Consider the following 16,262-nt stretch of genomic DNA (forward strand, 5'->3'; position numbering starts at 1 on the left):
AATGAAAGATTACGAAGACGAATTGGAAGATTTTGAAGAAGAAGAAGAATTAGAGGGCTTTGAAGAAGAAGATGAAGAGTATAATGATTATAAGAATGTCTATGATGATGACGATTATGAAGACTATAACTCTGATTATGAAGAAGAGTGAAAAATGATTTATGCAGGCGTTCTCCAGCATGCTTATTGCGGCTCTAGAAAAAAAACCATAGAGCATACAGCCAACTTGCTTGAACAAGCGCTAAAAAAACACCCTAAGACCAATTTAGTGGTGTTGCAAGAATTGAACCCTTATAGTTATTTTTGCCAGAGCGAAAACCCTAAATTTTTTGATTTGGGCGAGTATTTTGAAGAAGATAAGGCTTTTTTTAGCGCTTTAGCTCAAAAATTTCAAGTGGTGCTTATCGCTTCTTTATTTGAAAAGCGCGCTAAAGGGTTGTATCACAATAGTGCGGTTGTGTTTGAAAAAGATGGATCAATCGCTGGAGTGTATCGCAAAATGCACATTCCTGATGACCCAGGGTTTTATGAAAAATTTTATTTCACGCCGGGGGATTTGGGCTTTGAGCCTATTATTACAAGCGTGGGCAAATTAGGGCTTATGGTGTGCTGGGATCAGTGGTATCCTGAAGCAGCAAGGATCATGGCTTTAAAAGGGGCAGAAATTTTAATCTATCCTAGCGCGATAGGGTTTTTAGAAGAAGATTCTAACGAAGAAAAAAAGCGTCAGCAAAACGCATGGGAGACGATCCAAAGAGGGCATGCGATCGCTAATGGCTTGCCTTTGATTGCGACTAACAGAGTGGGCGTAGAGTTAGATCCTAGCGGCGCGATTAAGGGGGGCATTACTTTTTTTGGCTCTAGTTTTGTGGTGGGGGCTTTGGGCGAATTTTTGGCTAAAGCGAGCGATAAAGAAGAGATTTTGTATGCAGAAATTGATTTAGAACGCACCGAAGAAGTGCGCCGAATGTGGCCGTTTCTAAGAGACAGACGCATTGATTTTTATAACGATTTGTTGAAACGCTATGGGGATTAGAGATTATTTTAGAAAGGATTGACATGGTAGGTGTAATTTTTTGCGCTAAACAAGTGCAAAAGTTCTATCATTTTTGCGCGGTATCTTTATTTTAACAAGGAGCAAAAATGCTAGAAAATAGCTCTATATGGAGCAATCCTGCCTTTGTGGCCATCATTTGCATGTGCGTTCTTAGCCTTTTAAGGCTCAATGTCATGCTTTCTATGATTAGCGCGACTCTCATAGCAGGACTTATGGGAGGGCTTGGAATCACAGAGAGTTTTAATGTAATGATAGACGGCATGAAAGGCAATTTAAACATCGCCTTAAGCTACATCCTTTTAGGGGCTTTGGCGGTAGCGATCGCTAAAAGCAACCTCATTAAAGTCGCTTTGAGTAAGCTGATAGGCTTAATGGATTACAAGCGATCCACTTTTTGTTTTTTGATCGCTTTCATCGCATGCTTTTCGCAAAATTTAGTGCCGGTGCATATCGCTTTTATCCCTATTTTAATCCCCCCTCTTTTGCATTTGATGAACCGGCTAGAATTGGATAGAAGAGCGGTCGCTTGCGCTTTAACCTTTGGCTTGCAAGCCCCCTACTTGGTGCTTCCTGTAGGGTTTGGCTTGATTTTTCAAACCACTATTTTAGAGCAATTAAAAGCTAATGGCGTGAGCACCACCATAGCGCAAATCACGGGAGTGATGTGGATAGCAGGGTTAGCGATGGTCGTTGGGCTACTTTTAGCGGTATTAACGCTATACAAAAAACCCAGGTGCTACCAAGAAAAATCTTTTAATATAGAAGATTACGCCTCGCTTCAATTAAACTACCATGACTATTTGACTTTTATAGGGATTGTCGTGGCGTTTGTGATCCAATTAGCCACCGATTCGATGCCCTTAGCCGCCTTTTTAGCGCTAGCGATCATCTTATTAGGCCGTGGTATTAAGTTTAAAGAAACAGACTCGCTTATGGATGATAGCGTGAAGATGATGGCGTTTATCGCTTTTGTGATGCTAGTGGCTAGCGGGTTTGGAGAAGTGTTGCAAAAAGTGCATGCGATAGAGGGCCTAGTGAATGCGATCACAAGCGTAGTCCAAGGGAAGCTTTTAGGGGCTTTTTTAATGCTTGTTGTAGGGCTTTTTATCACTATGGGGATAGGGACTTCTTTTGGCACTATCCCTATCATCGCTGTGTTTTATGTCCCTTTATGCGCGAAATTAGGTTTTAGCATAGAATCTACGATTTTACTCATCGGCATAGCCGCAGCTTTAGGCGATGCAGGCTCACCGGCTAGCGATAGCACCATGGGGCCCACTTGCGGGCTTAACGCAGACAACCAACACAATCATATCTATGACACATGCGTGCCGACTTTTTTAGTCTATAACCTCCCTTTGATTGTTGTTGGAGTGGTTGGAGCGTTACTATTAGGCTAATTTATCAAGTTAAGAAAATCTTTTCTTTAGCCTTACCCTCTGGAATCAATGCCTTTTTAGATGTGTTGGTGGTCGCACTCTCGGTTTTTTTTGTGGGTAAGATTTCGCACCATCACATTGTGGCTTTAGGGGTGGGTTTGCAATTTTTGATGCTTTTTTATGGCATCAACACGATTTTATACACCGGCACTAACGCCATTCTTTCTAGGCTTGTGGGAGCTAGGGATTTTGCTCAAATCAATAACGCCTTTTCTAGTATTTTCATAGGGGCGCTTGTCATCTGTTTAGGCGTGCTGTTTGCTTCTTATTTTTTGATTGAGCCTTTTTTAAATTGGATGCAATTACAAAATCCTTCGCGCCAATTGACGCAAGATTATTTAGAAGTCTTAGTTATCGCGCTACCGAGTATTTTTTTAAAAAATGTTTTAGTTTCAGCGCTCGCTAGTTTTTCAGACACCCTAACCCCCTTTATTGTCAAAATCATCATGGTCATCGCATGCATTTTTTTGAATCAAGCCTTGATTTTTGGGGATTTTGGTTTTAAAGAAATGGGGATTGTGGGCTCTGCTTTAGCGAATGTGGTTGTCTCTTATTGGGAATTACTCGCGCTTGGTTTTTGGATACAAATTAAAAAAATCCCTTTAAAATTTAAAATAACCTTTCATTTTTCTTTTTTAAAAACCATGTTTAGAGTGGGTTGGCCGGCCGGGTTTGAGCGCTTATTGAGTTTGTTTTCTTTAATCCTCTTATCCAAATTTGTAGCGAGCTATGGGGATAAGGTGTTAGCGGGCATGCAAATAGGCATCAGGGTTGAAACCTTTTCGTTCATGCCCGGATTTGGGTTTATGATTGCAGCGATGGTTTTAACAGGGCAAAATTTAGGAGCGAACAAGCCAAAGATCGCCACAGAATACGCGCATTTGATTTTAAAAATCTCTATGGGTTTAATGGGGGTTTTAGGGATTGTTTTAGTTTTATTCGCTAAAGAATTTGCGAGCCTTTTTTCTCAAGATGAAGAAGTCTTAGAAGTGGCGCGATCTTATTTGATCGCTGTGGGTCTCTCTCAAGCCCCCTTAATTGGGTATTTTGTGCTAGATGGAGTTTTTAGAGGGGCTGGCATTTCTAAAGTCTCACTATACATTAACACCCTAAGCTTATGGGGGTTAAGGATCATGCCTATTTACTTGCTTTTAATTTATCATTTTAAGGTGGAATTTATTTTTGTAGTGATCGCATCAGAAACTTTTTTGCGCTCATTCATCTACTATAAAGTTTTTTCTAAAGGCATTTGGAAAAGGTGCGGGAAAAAGGCTTAATCATTGCTTGAGCGTAGCGGTCGTTTTGAAACGATTTTCTCGCACCACTTGCACGCCCACTTCACCCACATACTGAGCGCTCTCTTCTATTTTTTTAGCGATCTTTCTGGCAATAATAGGCACTTGATTGTCCCTGACTTGGTTGGATTTGACAATCACTCTTAATTCTCGCCCGCTCTCCATCGCATACGCCTTTTCCACCCCATCAAATTCTAACGCGATCTCTTCTAAAGCTTGCATGCGTTTAGCGTATTCTTCATCGCTCTTTCTTCTAGCCCCAGGACGCCCTGCTGAAAGTGCATCAGCCGCACACACGCTCGCGCACTCTACGCTCTTGATCTCTTCATGCCCATGGTGGGCATAAATCGCATTGATCACAACCGGGTCTTCTTTATGGCGCTTGCACACCTCAACCCCTAAATTCACATGGTCTCTCCCAAGCTCTTGGGTGAGTGCTTTACCAATATCATGCAAAATACCCGCTCTTCTGGCGAGCTTTTTATCCCCTCCAAGCTGTTCTGCAATCAAGCCGGCTAAAAGAGCGACTTCTTTAGAATGCTGTAAGGCGTTTTGCCCAAAACTGGAGCGATAACGCATTTTGCCTATTAAAATTTTAAGCTCATCTTCCATAGCCCCAAGCTCTAATTCTAGCGCCACGCTCTCCCCTTCAGAAAGCAATTCTTTTTCCATGTTGCGCGCGACTCTATGATAAACCTCTTCAATCCTGTTAGGCTGGATACGGCCGTCTTCTATTAAAATTTTAAGCGTCTCGCTCGCTACTTCACGCCGATAAAGATTGAAACTGGACAAATACAATTCGCTGCTACCTTCGCTAAATTCTATATCCACCCCACTGACCTTTTTAAACGCTTCAATATTTTTCCCATCTTTGCCTATCACACGACCGATATAATCTGAGCAAGGCAAAGCAATGCGAGTTGTTAAATTCTCTGTCGCATAATTACCCGCAAAACGGGCTGTTGCTTCCGCTAAAATGGCATACGACTTTTTCTTGCCCTCTTCTTTGGCTTCTTTTTCATAACGCTTGATTAACGCGCTTTTTTGGGCTTCTAATTCTTCTTCTAATTGCTCTAAAATCATGCTTTTAATTTCATCTTTAGTATAAGCCATGTAATTGAGCATCGCATCTAGCGCTTTGGCTTGAGCTTCTTTGCAAACAGCGCTCTGTTTTTTAAAATTTTCTTTTTCTTGTTCTAAAATTTGGCGTTCTTTTTCAAGCTCTTGTTTTTCCTTTTCCAAATAGCGTTTTTCATCTCTTACAAATTCTTTGTGCTGCGCTTCTAAATGCTTCAAATGCGCTTCTTTTTTTTCAAAATGGGTTTGAAGTTGCAAATTTTTGTTTTCGTATTGTTTCTGCAATTTGCATTCTCGGCTTTTCATGCGTATCTCTTCAGCTTCCACAAAAGATTTCGCTTGAAACTCCATTAATTTGGCTTTAGCTGAAGCGCCTTTTAAAATGGTTTGCCCTCTAGCATAATAGATCTTTTTCATCACATAATACATGATTAGAGCGGTAATCAAACACGCTACTAAGACTTCTAATGAAATGTAAATTAACCCGCTGCTCATAATGTTTCCTTTTATTATTCTTCATAACGATACGAGCATTCATATAAAGATCCGCTTCAATGTCATAAGCGTTTGTAAGAACACCATTAGCTAGAGCTAATTCCCTACTCACAAACACGATTAAGGGGCGTTTTAGCCGCCTTTTGAATAATTGGGGCAAACTCCTATCATACATGCCTAGCCCAAAACCCACGCGCCTAAAGCTTGTATCCATCCCTAAAATCGGCACGACAATACAATCTAATTCCCGCTTATAATAACGCGACAAACTCGGCTCATCAAACCACCCCAAACGCCTTAAGGGCAACCTAAAGGGCGCGATAGTAAAACCCTCTTTAGAAAAATGAGTGCCTTTTTTGATGCTTTTAGGCAACCACACGCGCTTATTTTTTTGTCTTAACCTAAAAATCAAAGGCCTAATGTCAAGCTCATGCCCTAACGGGCTATACAATAAAATATTTTGATAATCTTTGAGTTTCAAAAATAAAAGCTTGCAAGCCAGTTTATCCTTGACTGCTTTATCTTTGGTCGGTTTAGCCCTTTTCAAGCGTTCTTTACAAAAATCTCTAAAAATCGTTTTAATGGTTATAATCCTTAAATTTTAGACTTACATTATAGTATAATTTTAGGTTATTAGTTACCATTTTATTATTCTTAAGGATGTGTTTATAATGAGAATTAAGGCTTATTTTTTGCGTTTTATCGCGCTGGTTTTGATTGTTTTGTTGGGTTTTAGCGCTTGTAAAAATTCTCAAAAATCTCAAGATTCTCAAAACAATACCACCCAACAAGATAGCCCTAAAACCTACACTGCTATGGATTTGAATAACCAAGAATACACCATTACAGGCGATTTAGATTCTCTAAATATCAGCCCGGATTCCAACACCCCTACCCTATTAGTTTTAAGCACTTTAGATAATTCTTTAAAAGATTACGCCCCCAGCTTTAACATCTTAAAAAAAACTTTTAAAGATCGTTTGAGGGTGCTTATTTTACTCAATAAACCCTATTCAAGCGATGCAATCAAAGATTTTAGCGTGCGTTCTCAAGCTGATTTGATGATTTTAAACTCTAAAGATACCGCTCTTTTTGATCATTTAAAGTATGATATTTTAAACCATTCTTTTAACATGCTCTTATATCACAAACACCAATTGATTAAAATGTATCAAGGGATCGTGCCAATAGAAATGCTCCAATTTGATATTTCCAATTTAAAGGACTGAATTTAATGTTTAATTTTTTCAAAAAAATTGTCAATAAAATTAAGGGTGAAGAGGTTAAAGAAAAAAAGCGTGAAAATATTCCTAAAGAGGAATTAGAAGAAATTTTGATTGGTTTTGACATCCAATACGATTTGATAGAGAACTTGTTACAGCATTTAGGCGATTTAGTTACGCCCAAGCAATTAGAAGTCGCTTTGTTGCGTTTTGTGCGTGGGGAAAGCTACTATGATAAAACCCGCCTAAAGACCATCACCACAAAACCCTTAGTGCATCTCATCGTGGGGGTTAATGGGGCGGGTAAAACCACAACGATCGCTAAATTAGCCAAGCTCTCTTTAAAACAGCATAAAAAAACGCTTCTTGGGGCAGGCGATACCTTTAGAGCGGCCGCAGTCAAACAGCTGCAATTATGGGGTGAAAAGCTTAATATTCAAGTCATTAGCGCCAAAGAAGGGAGCGATCCAAGCTCTCTAGCTTATAACACCATAGAAAGCGCGATCGCTAAAAATATAGATGAAGTTTTTATAGACACCGCCGGGAGGTTACACAACCAGACCAACCTTAAAAACGAGCTTTCTAAAATCGCGCGCACCTGCTCTAAAGTTTTAAAAGACGCCCCCTTTTATAAATTCCTTATTTTAGACGGCACGCAAGGGAGTTCTGGGCTAACGCAAGCGAAAATTTTCCATGAGACTTTGGCGCTAGATGGCGTGATTATGACTAAGCTTGATGGCACTTCTAAAGGCGGAGCGATTTTAAGCGTGCTGTATGAGTTGAAATTACCCATTCTTTATTTAGGAATGGGCGAAAAAGAAGACGATTTGATCGCTTTTGATGAAGAACGCTTTATAGAAGACTTGGTTGATGCGGTGTTTGTGGAACAATAAATTAAAAATTATTGATTAATAATAACCCTAAAACTTATATCCATGTGGTTTGCTTCTTGCAAAGCGTTACAAACCTCTGCGTTTTTGGCATAAAACTCCTTAAGCGGGATGTGGGGATAAAGCTTTTTGCGCGCTTCATCAATCCTGCAAATTAATGGGCGGGATTCATAAATCTTGCACAGATTGGTTTCTGAATCCAAAAACTTGCACACCCCATTGCCCGCATCAAACCCAATAAGCTCAATAATTCCGGTGATATTTTTACAGCAAAGCCCACAAGAGGTGCAAGGGAAGCGATCAGGCTTTTCTTGTGATCCTTTCATCTTTTTATATTCTCACCTTTAAAGCCCTTCATCTTTCAAGCCCCCAAGCGATCCCTTTTCGCAAGTTTTTAAGACCTTTTTGATTGGATTGGATCATCGCCACATCATAATGCCTGCTTTTTTGCCCGCTTTCTAGGGCATTTATCTGATTTCGCATGAGATTGAGGGCGTTTTGTGCTTTTTTATTAAGTTTTTGGTGTTTGTCCATGATAGGCACTTTCAAAAAGCGCTCAAACTAGAGAGCGTTGAAACGGTAACGCAGAACTGATCTTTTTCTTTTTGATTGTAAAGAGAGGTATCGTAGTGATGCTTTTTCATCGTGGCGATGGCGTCTTGAGAAAGCGAGAAGAACAGCGCATCAAGTTTTGCGATCTGCTTAGTGAAAAGATCTGCCATTTTCCTAACGGCTTGAAGATTATCAACTATTACATCTGCTTTTTTGACAGCTACTTCAACTTGAGAGAGATAAGCTTTGGCATCGTCTCGCTTTTTTTCCATTTCATCAGCACTCAAAGCTCCCAAGATAGCGAGTGCAGGTCCGGCTAAAAGCCCCATACTTCCAACTATACCTCCAGTAGCCAAACCAAATCCCACAGAGAAATTTCCCACAGCATTTCCAACGACACCAAAGATATCAAAGGAACTCATCTTGAGATTTTTATCAATAATTTTTAGTGTATCTGACACAGAGAGTTGGATATTTTCCATGCTATCTTTTTTGTTGCTAAGTTCAAATCCTTTTAATTGATTAAAATGGTGCGAAAATTCTGAAATTACTTGATTTCTAATATAACACTTTTTCTCTTCAAATCTCGCAAGAGCAAACTCGCAATCAGAAGCCACAGCTTTAATAACTTCTTCTGCTTCCTCTAGCAAATCATTGTCTTCATTGATATACTTAATATATTCATTGGTCTCTTCGCTGAGAATGTCTGCATCAACTTTTTTTTAACTCCGTATCCTGCTGCCGCTAGGGCTAGCCCTCCTAAAATGAATGGTAATGGCATGTTTTATCTTTTATGTGTTTATGATTTTTTTAAAACTTCTAGATTTTCATCAATGCTTTTTTGAAGCTCAGCACGCATGGTTTTCTTTTGTTCTCTTGATAAATCGCTTGCATCAATAAGATCTTCATGGCGGTAGATAAGGCTGAGCGTTTGACCAATATCAATAATTTCTTCAATAACGCCATCTTCAATCCCATGCGTTCTAGCGGCTTGTGCGAATTTCTCACGATCTCTTTGACTGAAAGAACCACCACTTTCTAACGACTTCAGCACTTTGGTTAAGATCACATTTTGACCCATATCTTTTTGTTCTTCCATGATTTCTCCTTTAAATTTCTATTTTTCCACCATTATTCATGAGTTCCAAAAATTCTTGGGTATTATTAAACAAGGGCTTTTGACCTAGTCTTTCTTGAATCTTATTATTGACTCCTATGGCCAAATCCGCATTTCCTGCATAAAGCACCCTCTCAAGATTATTAAAATTCTCATTAAAGAATTTTACATTCCCATGAAAATATTGCTTAAACACTTCCTTAAATTGATTGCGATAGATCTCTAACAGCCTAATACTTTCACGGCATTCTTTTTCAATCTCTATACGCCTTTGGCGCGCCAATTTAGCCTCTTTTAGAGCATCTCGCAAATTTTCACAGAGAGTTTTGCTCAGTAATGCCCCCACAAAATTTCCAATTATCGCTCCAACTCCAGGAATGGGGTGAATGTTTGACCAACAACTGCCATAGCTTTTGTGCCTAAAATTTTCGTGCCAGTGTGTAACAAACGACAAGAAAGCTCATCATCATCGATCTTTTGAGAACCATAGTCAATGAATATCTTATAACATTCTATGCCAGTTTTTTCTAAGTGCATCACACCTTCTAAGTCTCCATCAAAACTTTGGATTGTTTCGTTTGGACTATTTGAAACCATGTCTTTAAGAAAGGCTGCTCTACCATAGCTAAGAACCACATCCTTTGCATCATTCATGGCTTGATCGAACGCTTCTTTGGAATCCTTGCCATTTCCAACATATTCATATAAATTCATCAATAATAATGGTGCAAATTTTATAAGCATTTTGCTCTCTGTAATATCCACCCCTGCTTCATGAGAGCTTTGTAACGAAATATTTTGCATGTTTTCTAACATGAATTACCCTCTCTTTAGCGGTGTTAATAGGTGAGTTTTAAAAAAAAGCGAGAGATTTTGGGGATTTTAAAAGGTTTAGGGTAGGCTTATAAGTAACCCCCCCCCCCAGAAAAGCTAGAAATAAAAAGACTAGGACTAAAAAACGCTAGGACTTTTTCCATAAAGACCTCCTTATTGTTCAATCCTAGCCACTATAACCAAAAATCCTAAGCAAACCGCTTTATTTTTAATAAAAAGGTTTAAAATAATAAATATTTTCCCTACCCCCCTGTGTAATAAAACGCCCTTGTGGGAGTTTCGCTGTTTTTATCATTCCACATGTTTTTTTCTGGTTTATTGATGACAGATTGCTTTAAAAGCCTTTTTATATTTTTTGTATCCTTATTCATGATCGCTTCTTTAGCGTCTATGGCGTCTTGATAGTATAAACATGGGCAAATCTTGCCATCAGAAGCCAAGCGGATACGATTGCAAGATTGGCAAAAATCATCGCTATGCGGAGCGATAATGCCAAATTGATAGCCATTTTCTAGCGTGTAGATTTTAGAAGACCCTTGTTTGGGTTTTTCTGTCTCCATTATTTTGTATTTTTGAGCGATCAGATCTAAAATTTCTTCCTCTTTCAAGCCTTTAACCAAACTTTTAGCATGCGTATTTTCCATAAATTCAATGTAGCGGATTTGTATGCGCCTGTTTTTCGCGTATTCTAAAAGATCTAAAATTTCATCATCATTAACGCTTTTCATCACAACCGTGTTTAATTTGAGTTTTAAACCCACTTTTAAGGACTCTTCAATCCCTTCTAGCGTGTTTTTAAGAGCGTCTTTTTGAGAGATTTTTAAAACCCTATCGCTTTTTAAAGAATCTAATGAAACATTCACCCGTGATAACCCGGCGTTTTTTAAATCCTTAGCCATTTTTTTGAGTAAAAAACCATTAGTGCTTAAAACTAACGCTACTTCTTTATTGTAAGCGTGCAATTTAGCGATAAACTCGTCTAAACCCTTGCGTAATAGCGGCTCCCCACCCGTGATTCTAATTTTTTTAACGCCCTCATCAATAGCGATTTTAAGAAATTCTAAAACATTATCCAAAGGCAATAATTCTTCATCATCAAAAAAATCTAATGGCGTAGCGGGCATGCAATACTGACACCTGAAATTGCATTGTTTGGTTACAGAAACCCTAATATAGTCAATAACCCTATTAAAACTATCTACTAACACTCCCTTTATCCCTTATGCTCTTTATTTAAGCTTTTAGTGTAACATAATAAACAATGACTTAACAACATTAAACATGGATAAATCTTTTGAAAAACCCTATCATTGATAACATTCCTTGCGTTTTATTAGCTGGGGGCAAAAGCTCTCGTTTTATCATTAATAACATTCAAATCAATAAGGCTCTCATGCCTTTAAAATCGTATTCTAGCCTTTTAGAATACCAATACTCGCGCCTTTTAAAACTTTTCAAACAAGTCATTATCAGCGCTAAAAAATCGTATGAACTAAACGCTCCCTACCTTTTAGAAAAAGAGAGCGATCTTTTTTCACCCCTTTTTGGCATTTATAACGCTTTTTTAACGCTACAAACCCCTTATATTTTTTTTATCGCCATAGATGCGCCTTTAGTGTCCTTTGAAAGCATTAAAACTCTTTGTGGGATTCAAAACTTTAGCGTAGTCTATGCTAAAAGCCCTGCAAAAGAACATTATTTGATTTCTTTGTGGCATCAAAGTATCCTTAACGCCCTTAATTACGCCCTTAAAACGCAAAATTATCGCTTGAGCAATCTTATCAAAAACGCCTCTTCAACCGCTATCCATTTTGATAAAGAAGAAGAATTTTTAAACCTAAACACCCTAAAAGACTATGAATTAGCCGTTCAAATTTTAAAAGAGGGATCAAATGGCTGAAGAAGAAAAAACCGAACTCCCTAGTGCGAAAAAAATCCAAAAAGCCAGAGAAGAAGGCAATGTGCCTAAGAGCATGGAAGTGGTGGGGTTTTTAGGGTTATTGGCCGGGCTAATGAGTATTTTTGTTTTTTTATATGGTGGGTGGATGGTTTTAGCGAAATGTATCGCCATGTGTTGAAAGATTTTTCCCTAGATTTTAATAAAGAAAGCGTTCAAAAGCTGTTTAACCAATTGGCTAAAGACACTTTTTTATTGCTTTTACCTGTTTTAATCATTTTAGTGGTGGTGGCGTTTTTATCTAATGTCTTGCAATTTGGTTGGCTCTTTGCCCCTAAAGTCATTGAGCCTAAATTTTCTAAAATCAACCCTATCAATGGCGTCAAAAACCTTTTTTCTTTAAAAAAGCTCCTTGATGGGAGTTTGATCACTTTAAAAGTTTTTTTAGCTTTTTTCTGGGGTTTTTCATCTTTTCCTTATTTTTAGGGGAATTAAACCATGCGGCTCTTTTGAATTTGCAAGGCCAGTTATTGTGGTTTAAAAGCAAGGCGTTACTGCTCATTTCTTCGCTTTTATTTTTATTCTTTGTCTTGGCTTTTATAGATTTAGTCATCAAACGCCACCAATACACCAACTCTTTAAAAATGACTAAGCAAGAAGTTAAGGACGAATACAAACAGCAAGAAGGAAACCCAGAAATCAAAGCCAAAATCCGCCAAATGATGCTAAAAAACGCCACGAATAAAATGATGCAAGAAATCCCTAAGGCTAATGTCGTGGTTACTAACCCTACCCATTATGCCGTCGCTCTCAAATTTGATGAAGAACACCCTGTGCCGGTGGTGGTGGCTAAAGGCACGGATTATTTAGCCATTAGGATTAAGGGTATCGCTAGAGAGCATGACATAGAAATTATAGAAAATAAAACGCTCGCTAGAGAGCTTTATAGAGATGTGAAATTAAACGCTACCATACCAGAAGAATTGTTTGAAGCCGTGGCGATTGTCTTTGCTCAAGTGGCTAAATTAGAGCAAGAACGCCAGAAACAAAAGATCATTAAACCTCTTTAAGATTTTTTAAACCCGCTTTTAAGCCCCAAAAAAGACACTCAATCAAAGACACTCAAAAAACTTTAACAATCCCTACTTGAGCTTTAAACTTGATGCTCCAAGCGCCTTAAAGTGTTATGAATGTATTCTAAAAGCCACCCTAACAGGCCTAAAAAATAAAAACCCAATCGCATGCCATAATATTCTTTAGTTTGAATGAACATGCTAGAACACAGCACTACCACGCTAAGCCCCACAATCAAAATAAGCGTGTTAGCGTATTCATACAACCCAAAAAGGCGTTTGTGGTAGATTAAAACCAGTATCAATAAAATAAGAGCGAGTGTAAAAAGGGAAAAATCCACGCAATCAGACACGCTTAAAAATCTAAAACTCTGTAAAGAAGAAGCAAAAACCCACACGATGCAAATATTCATAGAGGGCAAGAAAGATTGCTTCATGCTAGCCCCTAAAAAACGCCACAATAAAGTCGCTAACAGCGCAAAATAGAAAAGATAAAGCACGATTAAAGAATCTTTGATAGGAAAATTCCAAGCGTAGAAAGAAAGGCATAATATCCCTATGCAAGCGCATTTTTGGCACGTGAGGGTGAAAGGCTTTAGAATAAGCACAAGCAGATAAATTAAAGAAACGCCTATTAACCCCAAGTAATCTAATTTGACAATGAAATCATAAACATGGTTTTCAAACAAAAAAAACAATTGCGAAAAATCATCGCTGAAATGCGAAAGCAACAAAGTTTCCACATTGAACAAAAACAACAAAAAAAACAATGAAGAAAAAACGACTTTATGCGTGTGTATTTTTTGATAAAAATTCATCTACAACCTAATCATTGCCTAATCATTCTTGCTGAAGAAACTATCAATGCCATCAGCAATGCCCTTAGCCAAGATTTTTTGATACGGTTTGCTTTGGATGCGTTTAGATTCTATCGCATGGGAATTATAACCAATTTCTATTAAAATTGAAGGCATTAAAGCCCCGGCCAACACCCAAAAAGGCCCCTCTCTCACGCCCCCATCCACCACATCAGGGTAATTTTTGCGGACACTTTGGAGCATGCCGTATTGCACATCAATCGCCAGTTTGTTAGAAACAATCAATCGCTGCGTGTTTAATGAATTTAAAAGCAAGCTTTTAGAAAAATAATCCATCAAATTCACATCGTCTTTATTTTCTTGCTCAGCCACTTTCCTAGCCCTTTCGCTCCTTGCGGTGGATAAAAAATAAGTTTCTATGCCATGAGCGTTAGAAGTGGAGCGTTTAGGGATGGAATTGGCATGCACTGAGATGAATAAATCTGCACTTTTTTTGTTGGCCAATTCCGTGCGAGCCACTAAATCAATATAAATGTCCTTATCCCTTGTCAATAAAACGCTATAACCTCTTTTTTTAAGCTCTTTATGCAAAAACTTCACCACTTCTAAAACAATGTCTTTTTCACACACTAAATTCGTGCTCATCGCCCCGCAATCTTTCCCCCCATGCCCGGCGTCTAAAACGATCTTTTTGTGTTTTTTGCGCTTGGTTTTGATGGAAGCATCATTTTTTTCTGCTATAAAGACTTGGTTCTTACTCTCATTTTCCGCTTCTTTTTTAGGAATTTCTTTTTTAGGAATTTCTTTTTTAGGAATTTCTTTTTTAGGAATTTCTTTTTTAGGAATTTCTTTTTTAGGAATTTCTTTTTTAGGAATTTCTTTTTTAGCGCTCCTTTCGTTCCATTGAAAATGCGTGTGTTTTGAGCGCGCATGCTTAGTTGGTGTTTTCTCTTTAACCTCTTTAACCTCTTTTTTAATAGATTTAGGGGCAGGTTTTGGCGCTTGGTGTTTTGGAGTCCGGTGTTTGGGTGGTTTTGGCGCCATTTGATGCCTTATTAAGGGCTTTTTCTCCACGATAGAAACATAGAGCTTGTCTTTAAGGATTTTAACTTCATAAGTCATCTTAGGAGCATGGCTAATGACCACTCGCGCTAATTTAGGGCTAAATTGCGCGATCGTGATAAACGATTGTTTAGAAAATTGGTAATGCTTTTTAGGAATGGTTAAAATGGCTTCTAATTCCAAATAACTCTTGAAATTTTTGAGCGAAACTTCTTTGAATTTTTTAATTTCTTGATTGAACGAGATTTTAACACTGCTAGAGCCAAAAGGCACAATGTTGATAATTTTAAGGGTTGTCGCATAAGCAAAATGCAACCAAAAAAGACATGCAACAACCCCTAACCTCACAAGCACTACAAATTAACCCTCTGTAAGCTCTTTAATCAATTCATGCACGCTGATAATTTTATCCACTCTATAGCCATTAGCCCCGGTAAAATAAAGCCCCTCTTCTCTGTTTCCTAAATAACCGCGCCCCAAGCCATCAGCGATGCAATAGCCCACCTTTTTAGCCTCTTCACCCCTGTTACAAGGCGTTACACAATTGCTCACGCATGCGATTTTGGGCGCGTTACCCTCTTCAATGCGCTTGATCACTCCCGTATTAATAGCCCTAGCCGGATAGCCTACAGGCGATTTAATGAGTAAAATATCTTCTTTTTTGAGCGTGGGCAAAAGATCGGCATACACTTTGGCGTCGCATTCTTTCGTGCCTAAAAAACGAGTCGCCATTTGCACCCCACTCGCTCCAAGACTTAGCATGGTGTCTATATCCTTCCTGTCCCAAATCCCCCCAGCAGCGATAATAGGGATATTCCCCCATTCTTTAGAAGCTTCCACGACTTTAGGCACTAAGTTTTCTAATCGGAATTCTTCTTTGAAACAATCTTCGTATTTAAAGCCCTGATGCCCCCCACTCAAAGGCCCTTCCACAATGAATGCGTCCGGGATTCTTTTATAGCGATCGCTCCATCTTTTACAAAGGATTTTTAAAGCCTTCGCTGAAGAAATAATAGGGATGAGCGCCACATCGCTAAAATCCTTAGCGAATTCAGGCATGTTAGTGGGCAAACCAGCCCCTGTAATAATGATGTTCGCTCCCGCTTCACAAGAGTCCCTTAAAACACGGCCATAGTCATTGATAGCGTATAAAATATTCGCCCCCAAAGGGTTGTTCCCACAAATTTTCCTAGCGTTTGCAAAAATCTCATTCAACGCTTTTTTGGAGTAAAAATTCAAGGCTTCAAAGGGTTTTTTAGCCACAATCCTTTCTACAAAACGCATGTTTTTATAATAACCAGTCCCTACGGCTGAAATCACTCCTAAAGCCCCTTCTTTGGCAACATTTCCAGCTAGTTCATCCCAGCTAATCCCCACACCCATGCCCCTTGAAAGATAGGGAATTTTATGGTGTGCTTACCGATTTTTAGCGG

14 protein-coding genes and 4 pseudogenes are annotated in these 16,262 nt (G+C 38.7%); 8 read left to right on the forward strand and 10 right to left on the reverse strand.

Annotated elements, in window-relative coordinates:
- Nucleotide 1 precedes the first annotated feature (1 nt).
- The 4 genes from D2C72_02990 (at nt 2) to D2C72_03005 (ending at nt 3,773) form a co-directional block, all read left to right on the forward strand.
- Entirely contained in the window at nt 2–151 is a 150-nt protein-coding gene (locus D2C72_02990) for a hypothetical protein (protein ID QEF43359.1), read from the forward strand.
- Nucleotides 152–154: 3 nt separating this feature from the next.
- Nucleotides 155–1,036: a carbon-nitrogen hydrolase gene (locus D2C72_02995; GenBank protein ID QEF43360.1), complete on the forward strand. Its 882-nt coding sequence runs from the start codon at nt 155–157 to the stop codon at nt 1,034–1,036.
- Between the two features lie 107 nt (nt 1,037–1,143).
- Nucleotides 1,144–2,457, forward strand: a complete 1,314-nt coding sequence (locus D2C72_03000; protein QEF43361.1) for a sodium:proton antiporter — start codon at nt 1,144–1,146, stop codon at nt 2,455–2,457.
- A gap of 44 nt (nt 2,458–2,501) precedes the next feature.
- Nucleotides 2,502–3,773 carry an MATE family efflux transporter gene (locus tag D2C72_03005; protein QEF43362.1) on the forward strand — a complete coding sequence of 424 codons (1,272 nt, stop codon included), beginning with the start codon at nt 2,502–2,504 and terminating at the stop codon, nt 3,771–3,773.
- On the opposite strand, the gene rny is transcribed toward D2C72_03005, so the two are convergent.
- Nucleotides 3,774–5,363, reverse strand: coding sequence for a ribonuclease Y (gene rny, locus D2C72_03010; protein QEF43363.1), 1,590 nt, complete (start codon nt 5,361–5,363; stop codon nt 3,774–3,776).
- Complete coding sequence (locus D2C72_03015) at nt 5,263–5,937, reverse strand: 5-formyltetrahydrofolate cyclo-ligase (GenBank protein ID QEF43364.1); 675 nt, start codon at nt 5,935–5,937, stop codon at nt 5,263–5,265. Before D2C72_03015 ends, rny begins: the two co-directional genes overlap by 101 nt.
- Nucleotides 5,938–6,034: 97 nt before the next feature.
- Between D2C72_03015 and D2C72_03020 the strand changes: the two genes are divergently transcribed.
- Together D2C72_03020 and ftsY are read left to right on the forward strand one after the other, a co-directional pair.
- The gene (locus D2C72_03020; protein QEF43365.1) at nt 6,035–6,592 is read left to right on the forward strand and encodes a hypothetical protein; all 558 of its coding nucleotides are present in this window, start codon (nt 6,035–6,037) and stop codon (nt 6,590–6,592) included.
- A gap of 5 nt (nt 6,593–6,597) precedes the next feature.
- Nucleotides 6,598–7,479 carry a signal recognition particle-docking protein FtsY gene (gene ftsY, locus D2C72_03025; GenBank protein QEF43366.1) on the forward strand — a complete coding sequence of 294 codons (882 nt, stop codon included), beginning with the start codon at nt 6,598–6,600 and terminating at the stop codon, nt 7,477–7,479.
- 8 nt (nt 7,480–7,487) lie between these two features.
- Here ftsY and D2C72_03030 read toward each other — a convergent pair.
- The 5 genes and pseudogenes from D2C72_03030 to moaA form a co-directional block, all read right to left on the reverse strand.
- Nucleotides 7,488–8,809, reverse strand: a pseudogene (locus D2C72_03030) (YkgJ family cysteine cluster protein).
- Between the two features lie 18 nt (nt 8,810–8,827).
- The gene (locus D2C72_03035; GenBank protein ID QEF43367.1) at nt 8,828–9,127 is read right to left on the reverse strand and encodes a hypothetical protein; all 300 of its coding nucleotides are present in this window, start codon (nt 9,125–9,127) and stop codon (nt 8,828–8,830) included.
- Nucleotides 9,128–9,137: 10 nt separating this feature from the next.
- Nucleotides 9,138–9,961: pseudogene (locus D2C72_03040) on the reverse strand (hypothetical protein).
- Nucleotides 9,962–10,132: 171 nt separating this feature from the next.
- Nucleotides 10,133–10,274, reverse strand: a pseudogene (locus D2C72_03045) (zinc ABC transporter substrate-binding protein).
- On the reverse strand, nt 10,222–11,187 hold the full coding sequence (moaA, locus tag D2C72_03050; protein ID QEF43368.1) for a GTP 3',8-cyclase MoaA: 966 nt from the start codon (nt 11,185–11,187) through the stop codon (nt 10,222–10,224). The pseudogene D2C72_03045 and the gene moaA overlap by 53 nt, the downstream one beginning before the upstream one ends.
- A gap of 86 nt (nt 11,188–11,273) precedes the next feature.
- On the opposite strand from moaA, the gene mobA reads away from it, so the two are divergent.
- Both mobA and flhB read left to right on the forward strand, forming a co-directional pair.
- Nucleotides 11,274–11,879, forward strand: a complete 606-nt coding sequence (gene mobA / locus D2C72_03055; protein QEF43369.1) for a molybdenum cofactor guanylyltransferase MobA — start codon at nt 11,274–11,276, stop codon at nt 11,877–11,879.
- Nucleotides 11,872–12,946: pseudogene (gene flhB, locus D2C72_03060) on the forward strand (flagellar biosynthesis protein FlhB). Before mobA ends, flhB begins: the two are co-directional and overlap by 8 nt.
- Nucleotides 12,947–13,029: 83 nt before the next feature.
- Here the strand turns inward: flhB and D2C72_03065 are convergent.
- Genes D2C72_03065 through D2C72_03075 form a run of 3 tightly spaced genes read right to left on the reverse strand, consistent with a single transcriptional unit; the run spans nt 13,030 to nt 16,212 of the window.
- Complete coding sequence (locus D2C72_03065; GenBank protein ID QEF43370.1) at nt 13,030–13,767, reverse strand: hypothetical protein; 738 nt, start codon at nt 13,765–13,767, stop codon at nt 13,030–13,032.
- Between the two features lie 18 nt (nt 13,768–13,785).
- Nucleotides 13,786–15,183 carry an N-acetylmuramoyl-L-alanine amidase gene (locus D2C72_03070; protein ID QEF43371.1) on the reverse strand — a complete coding sequence of 466 codons (1,398 nt, stop codon included), beginning with the start codon at nt 15,181–15,183 and terminating at the stop codon, nt 13,786–13,788.
- Between the two features lie 6 nt (nt 15,184–15,189).
- Nucleotides 15,190–16,212: a nitronate monooxygenase gene (locus D2C72_03075; protein ID QEF43372.1), complete on the reverse strand. Its 1,023-nt coding sequence runs from the start codon at nt 16,210–16,212 to the stop codon at nt 15,190–15,192.
- Nucleotides 16,213–16,262: the final 50 nt, after the last annotated feature.

The sequence above is a fragment of the Helicobacter pylori genome, assembly GCA_008032955.1.
GTDB classification, from domain to species: Bacteria; Campylobacterota; Campylobacteria; order Campylobacterales; family Helicobacteraceae; genus Helicobacter; species Helicobacter pylori_DC.

Bases quoted from the DNA above. Each gene is read 5' to 3' on its own strand.
- D2C72_02990 (QEF43359.1), top strand. From the start codon at position 2: ATGAAAGATTACGAAGACGAATTGGAAGATTTTGAAGAAGAAGAAGAA.
- D2C72_02995 (QEF43360.1), top strand. From the start codon at position 155: ATGATTTATGCAGGCGTTCTCCAGCATGCTTATTGCGGCTCTAGAAAA.
- D2C72_03000 (QEF43361.1), top strand. From the start codon at position 1,144: ATGCTAGAAAATAGCTCTATATGGAGCAATCCTGCCTTTGTGGCCATC.
- rny (QEF43363.1), bottom strand. From the start codon at position 5,363: ATGAGCAGCGGGTTAATTTACATTTCATTAGAAGTCTTAGTAGCGTGT.
- D2C72_03020 (QEF43365.1), top strand. From the start codon at position 6,035: ATGAGAATTAAGGCTTATTTTTTGCGTTTTATCGCGCTGGTTTTGATT.
- ftsY (QEF43366.1), top strand. From the start codon at position 6,598: ATGTTTAATTTTTTCAAAAAAATTGTCAATAAAATTAAGGGTGAAGAG.
- D2C72_03035 (QEF43367.1), bottom strand. From the start codon at position 9,127: ATGGAAGAACAAAAAGATATGGGTCAAAATGTGATCTTAACCAAAGTG.
- D2C72_03065 (QEF43370.1), bottom strand. From the start codon at position 13,767: ATGAATTTTTATCAAAAAATACACACGCATAAAGTCGTTTTTTCTTCA.
- D2C72_03075 (QEF43372.1), bottom strand. From the start codon at position 16,212: ATGGGTGTGGGGATTAGCTGGGATGAACTAGCTGGAAATGTTGCCAAA.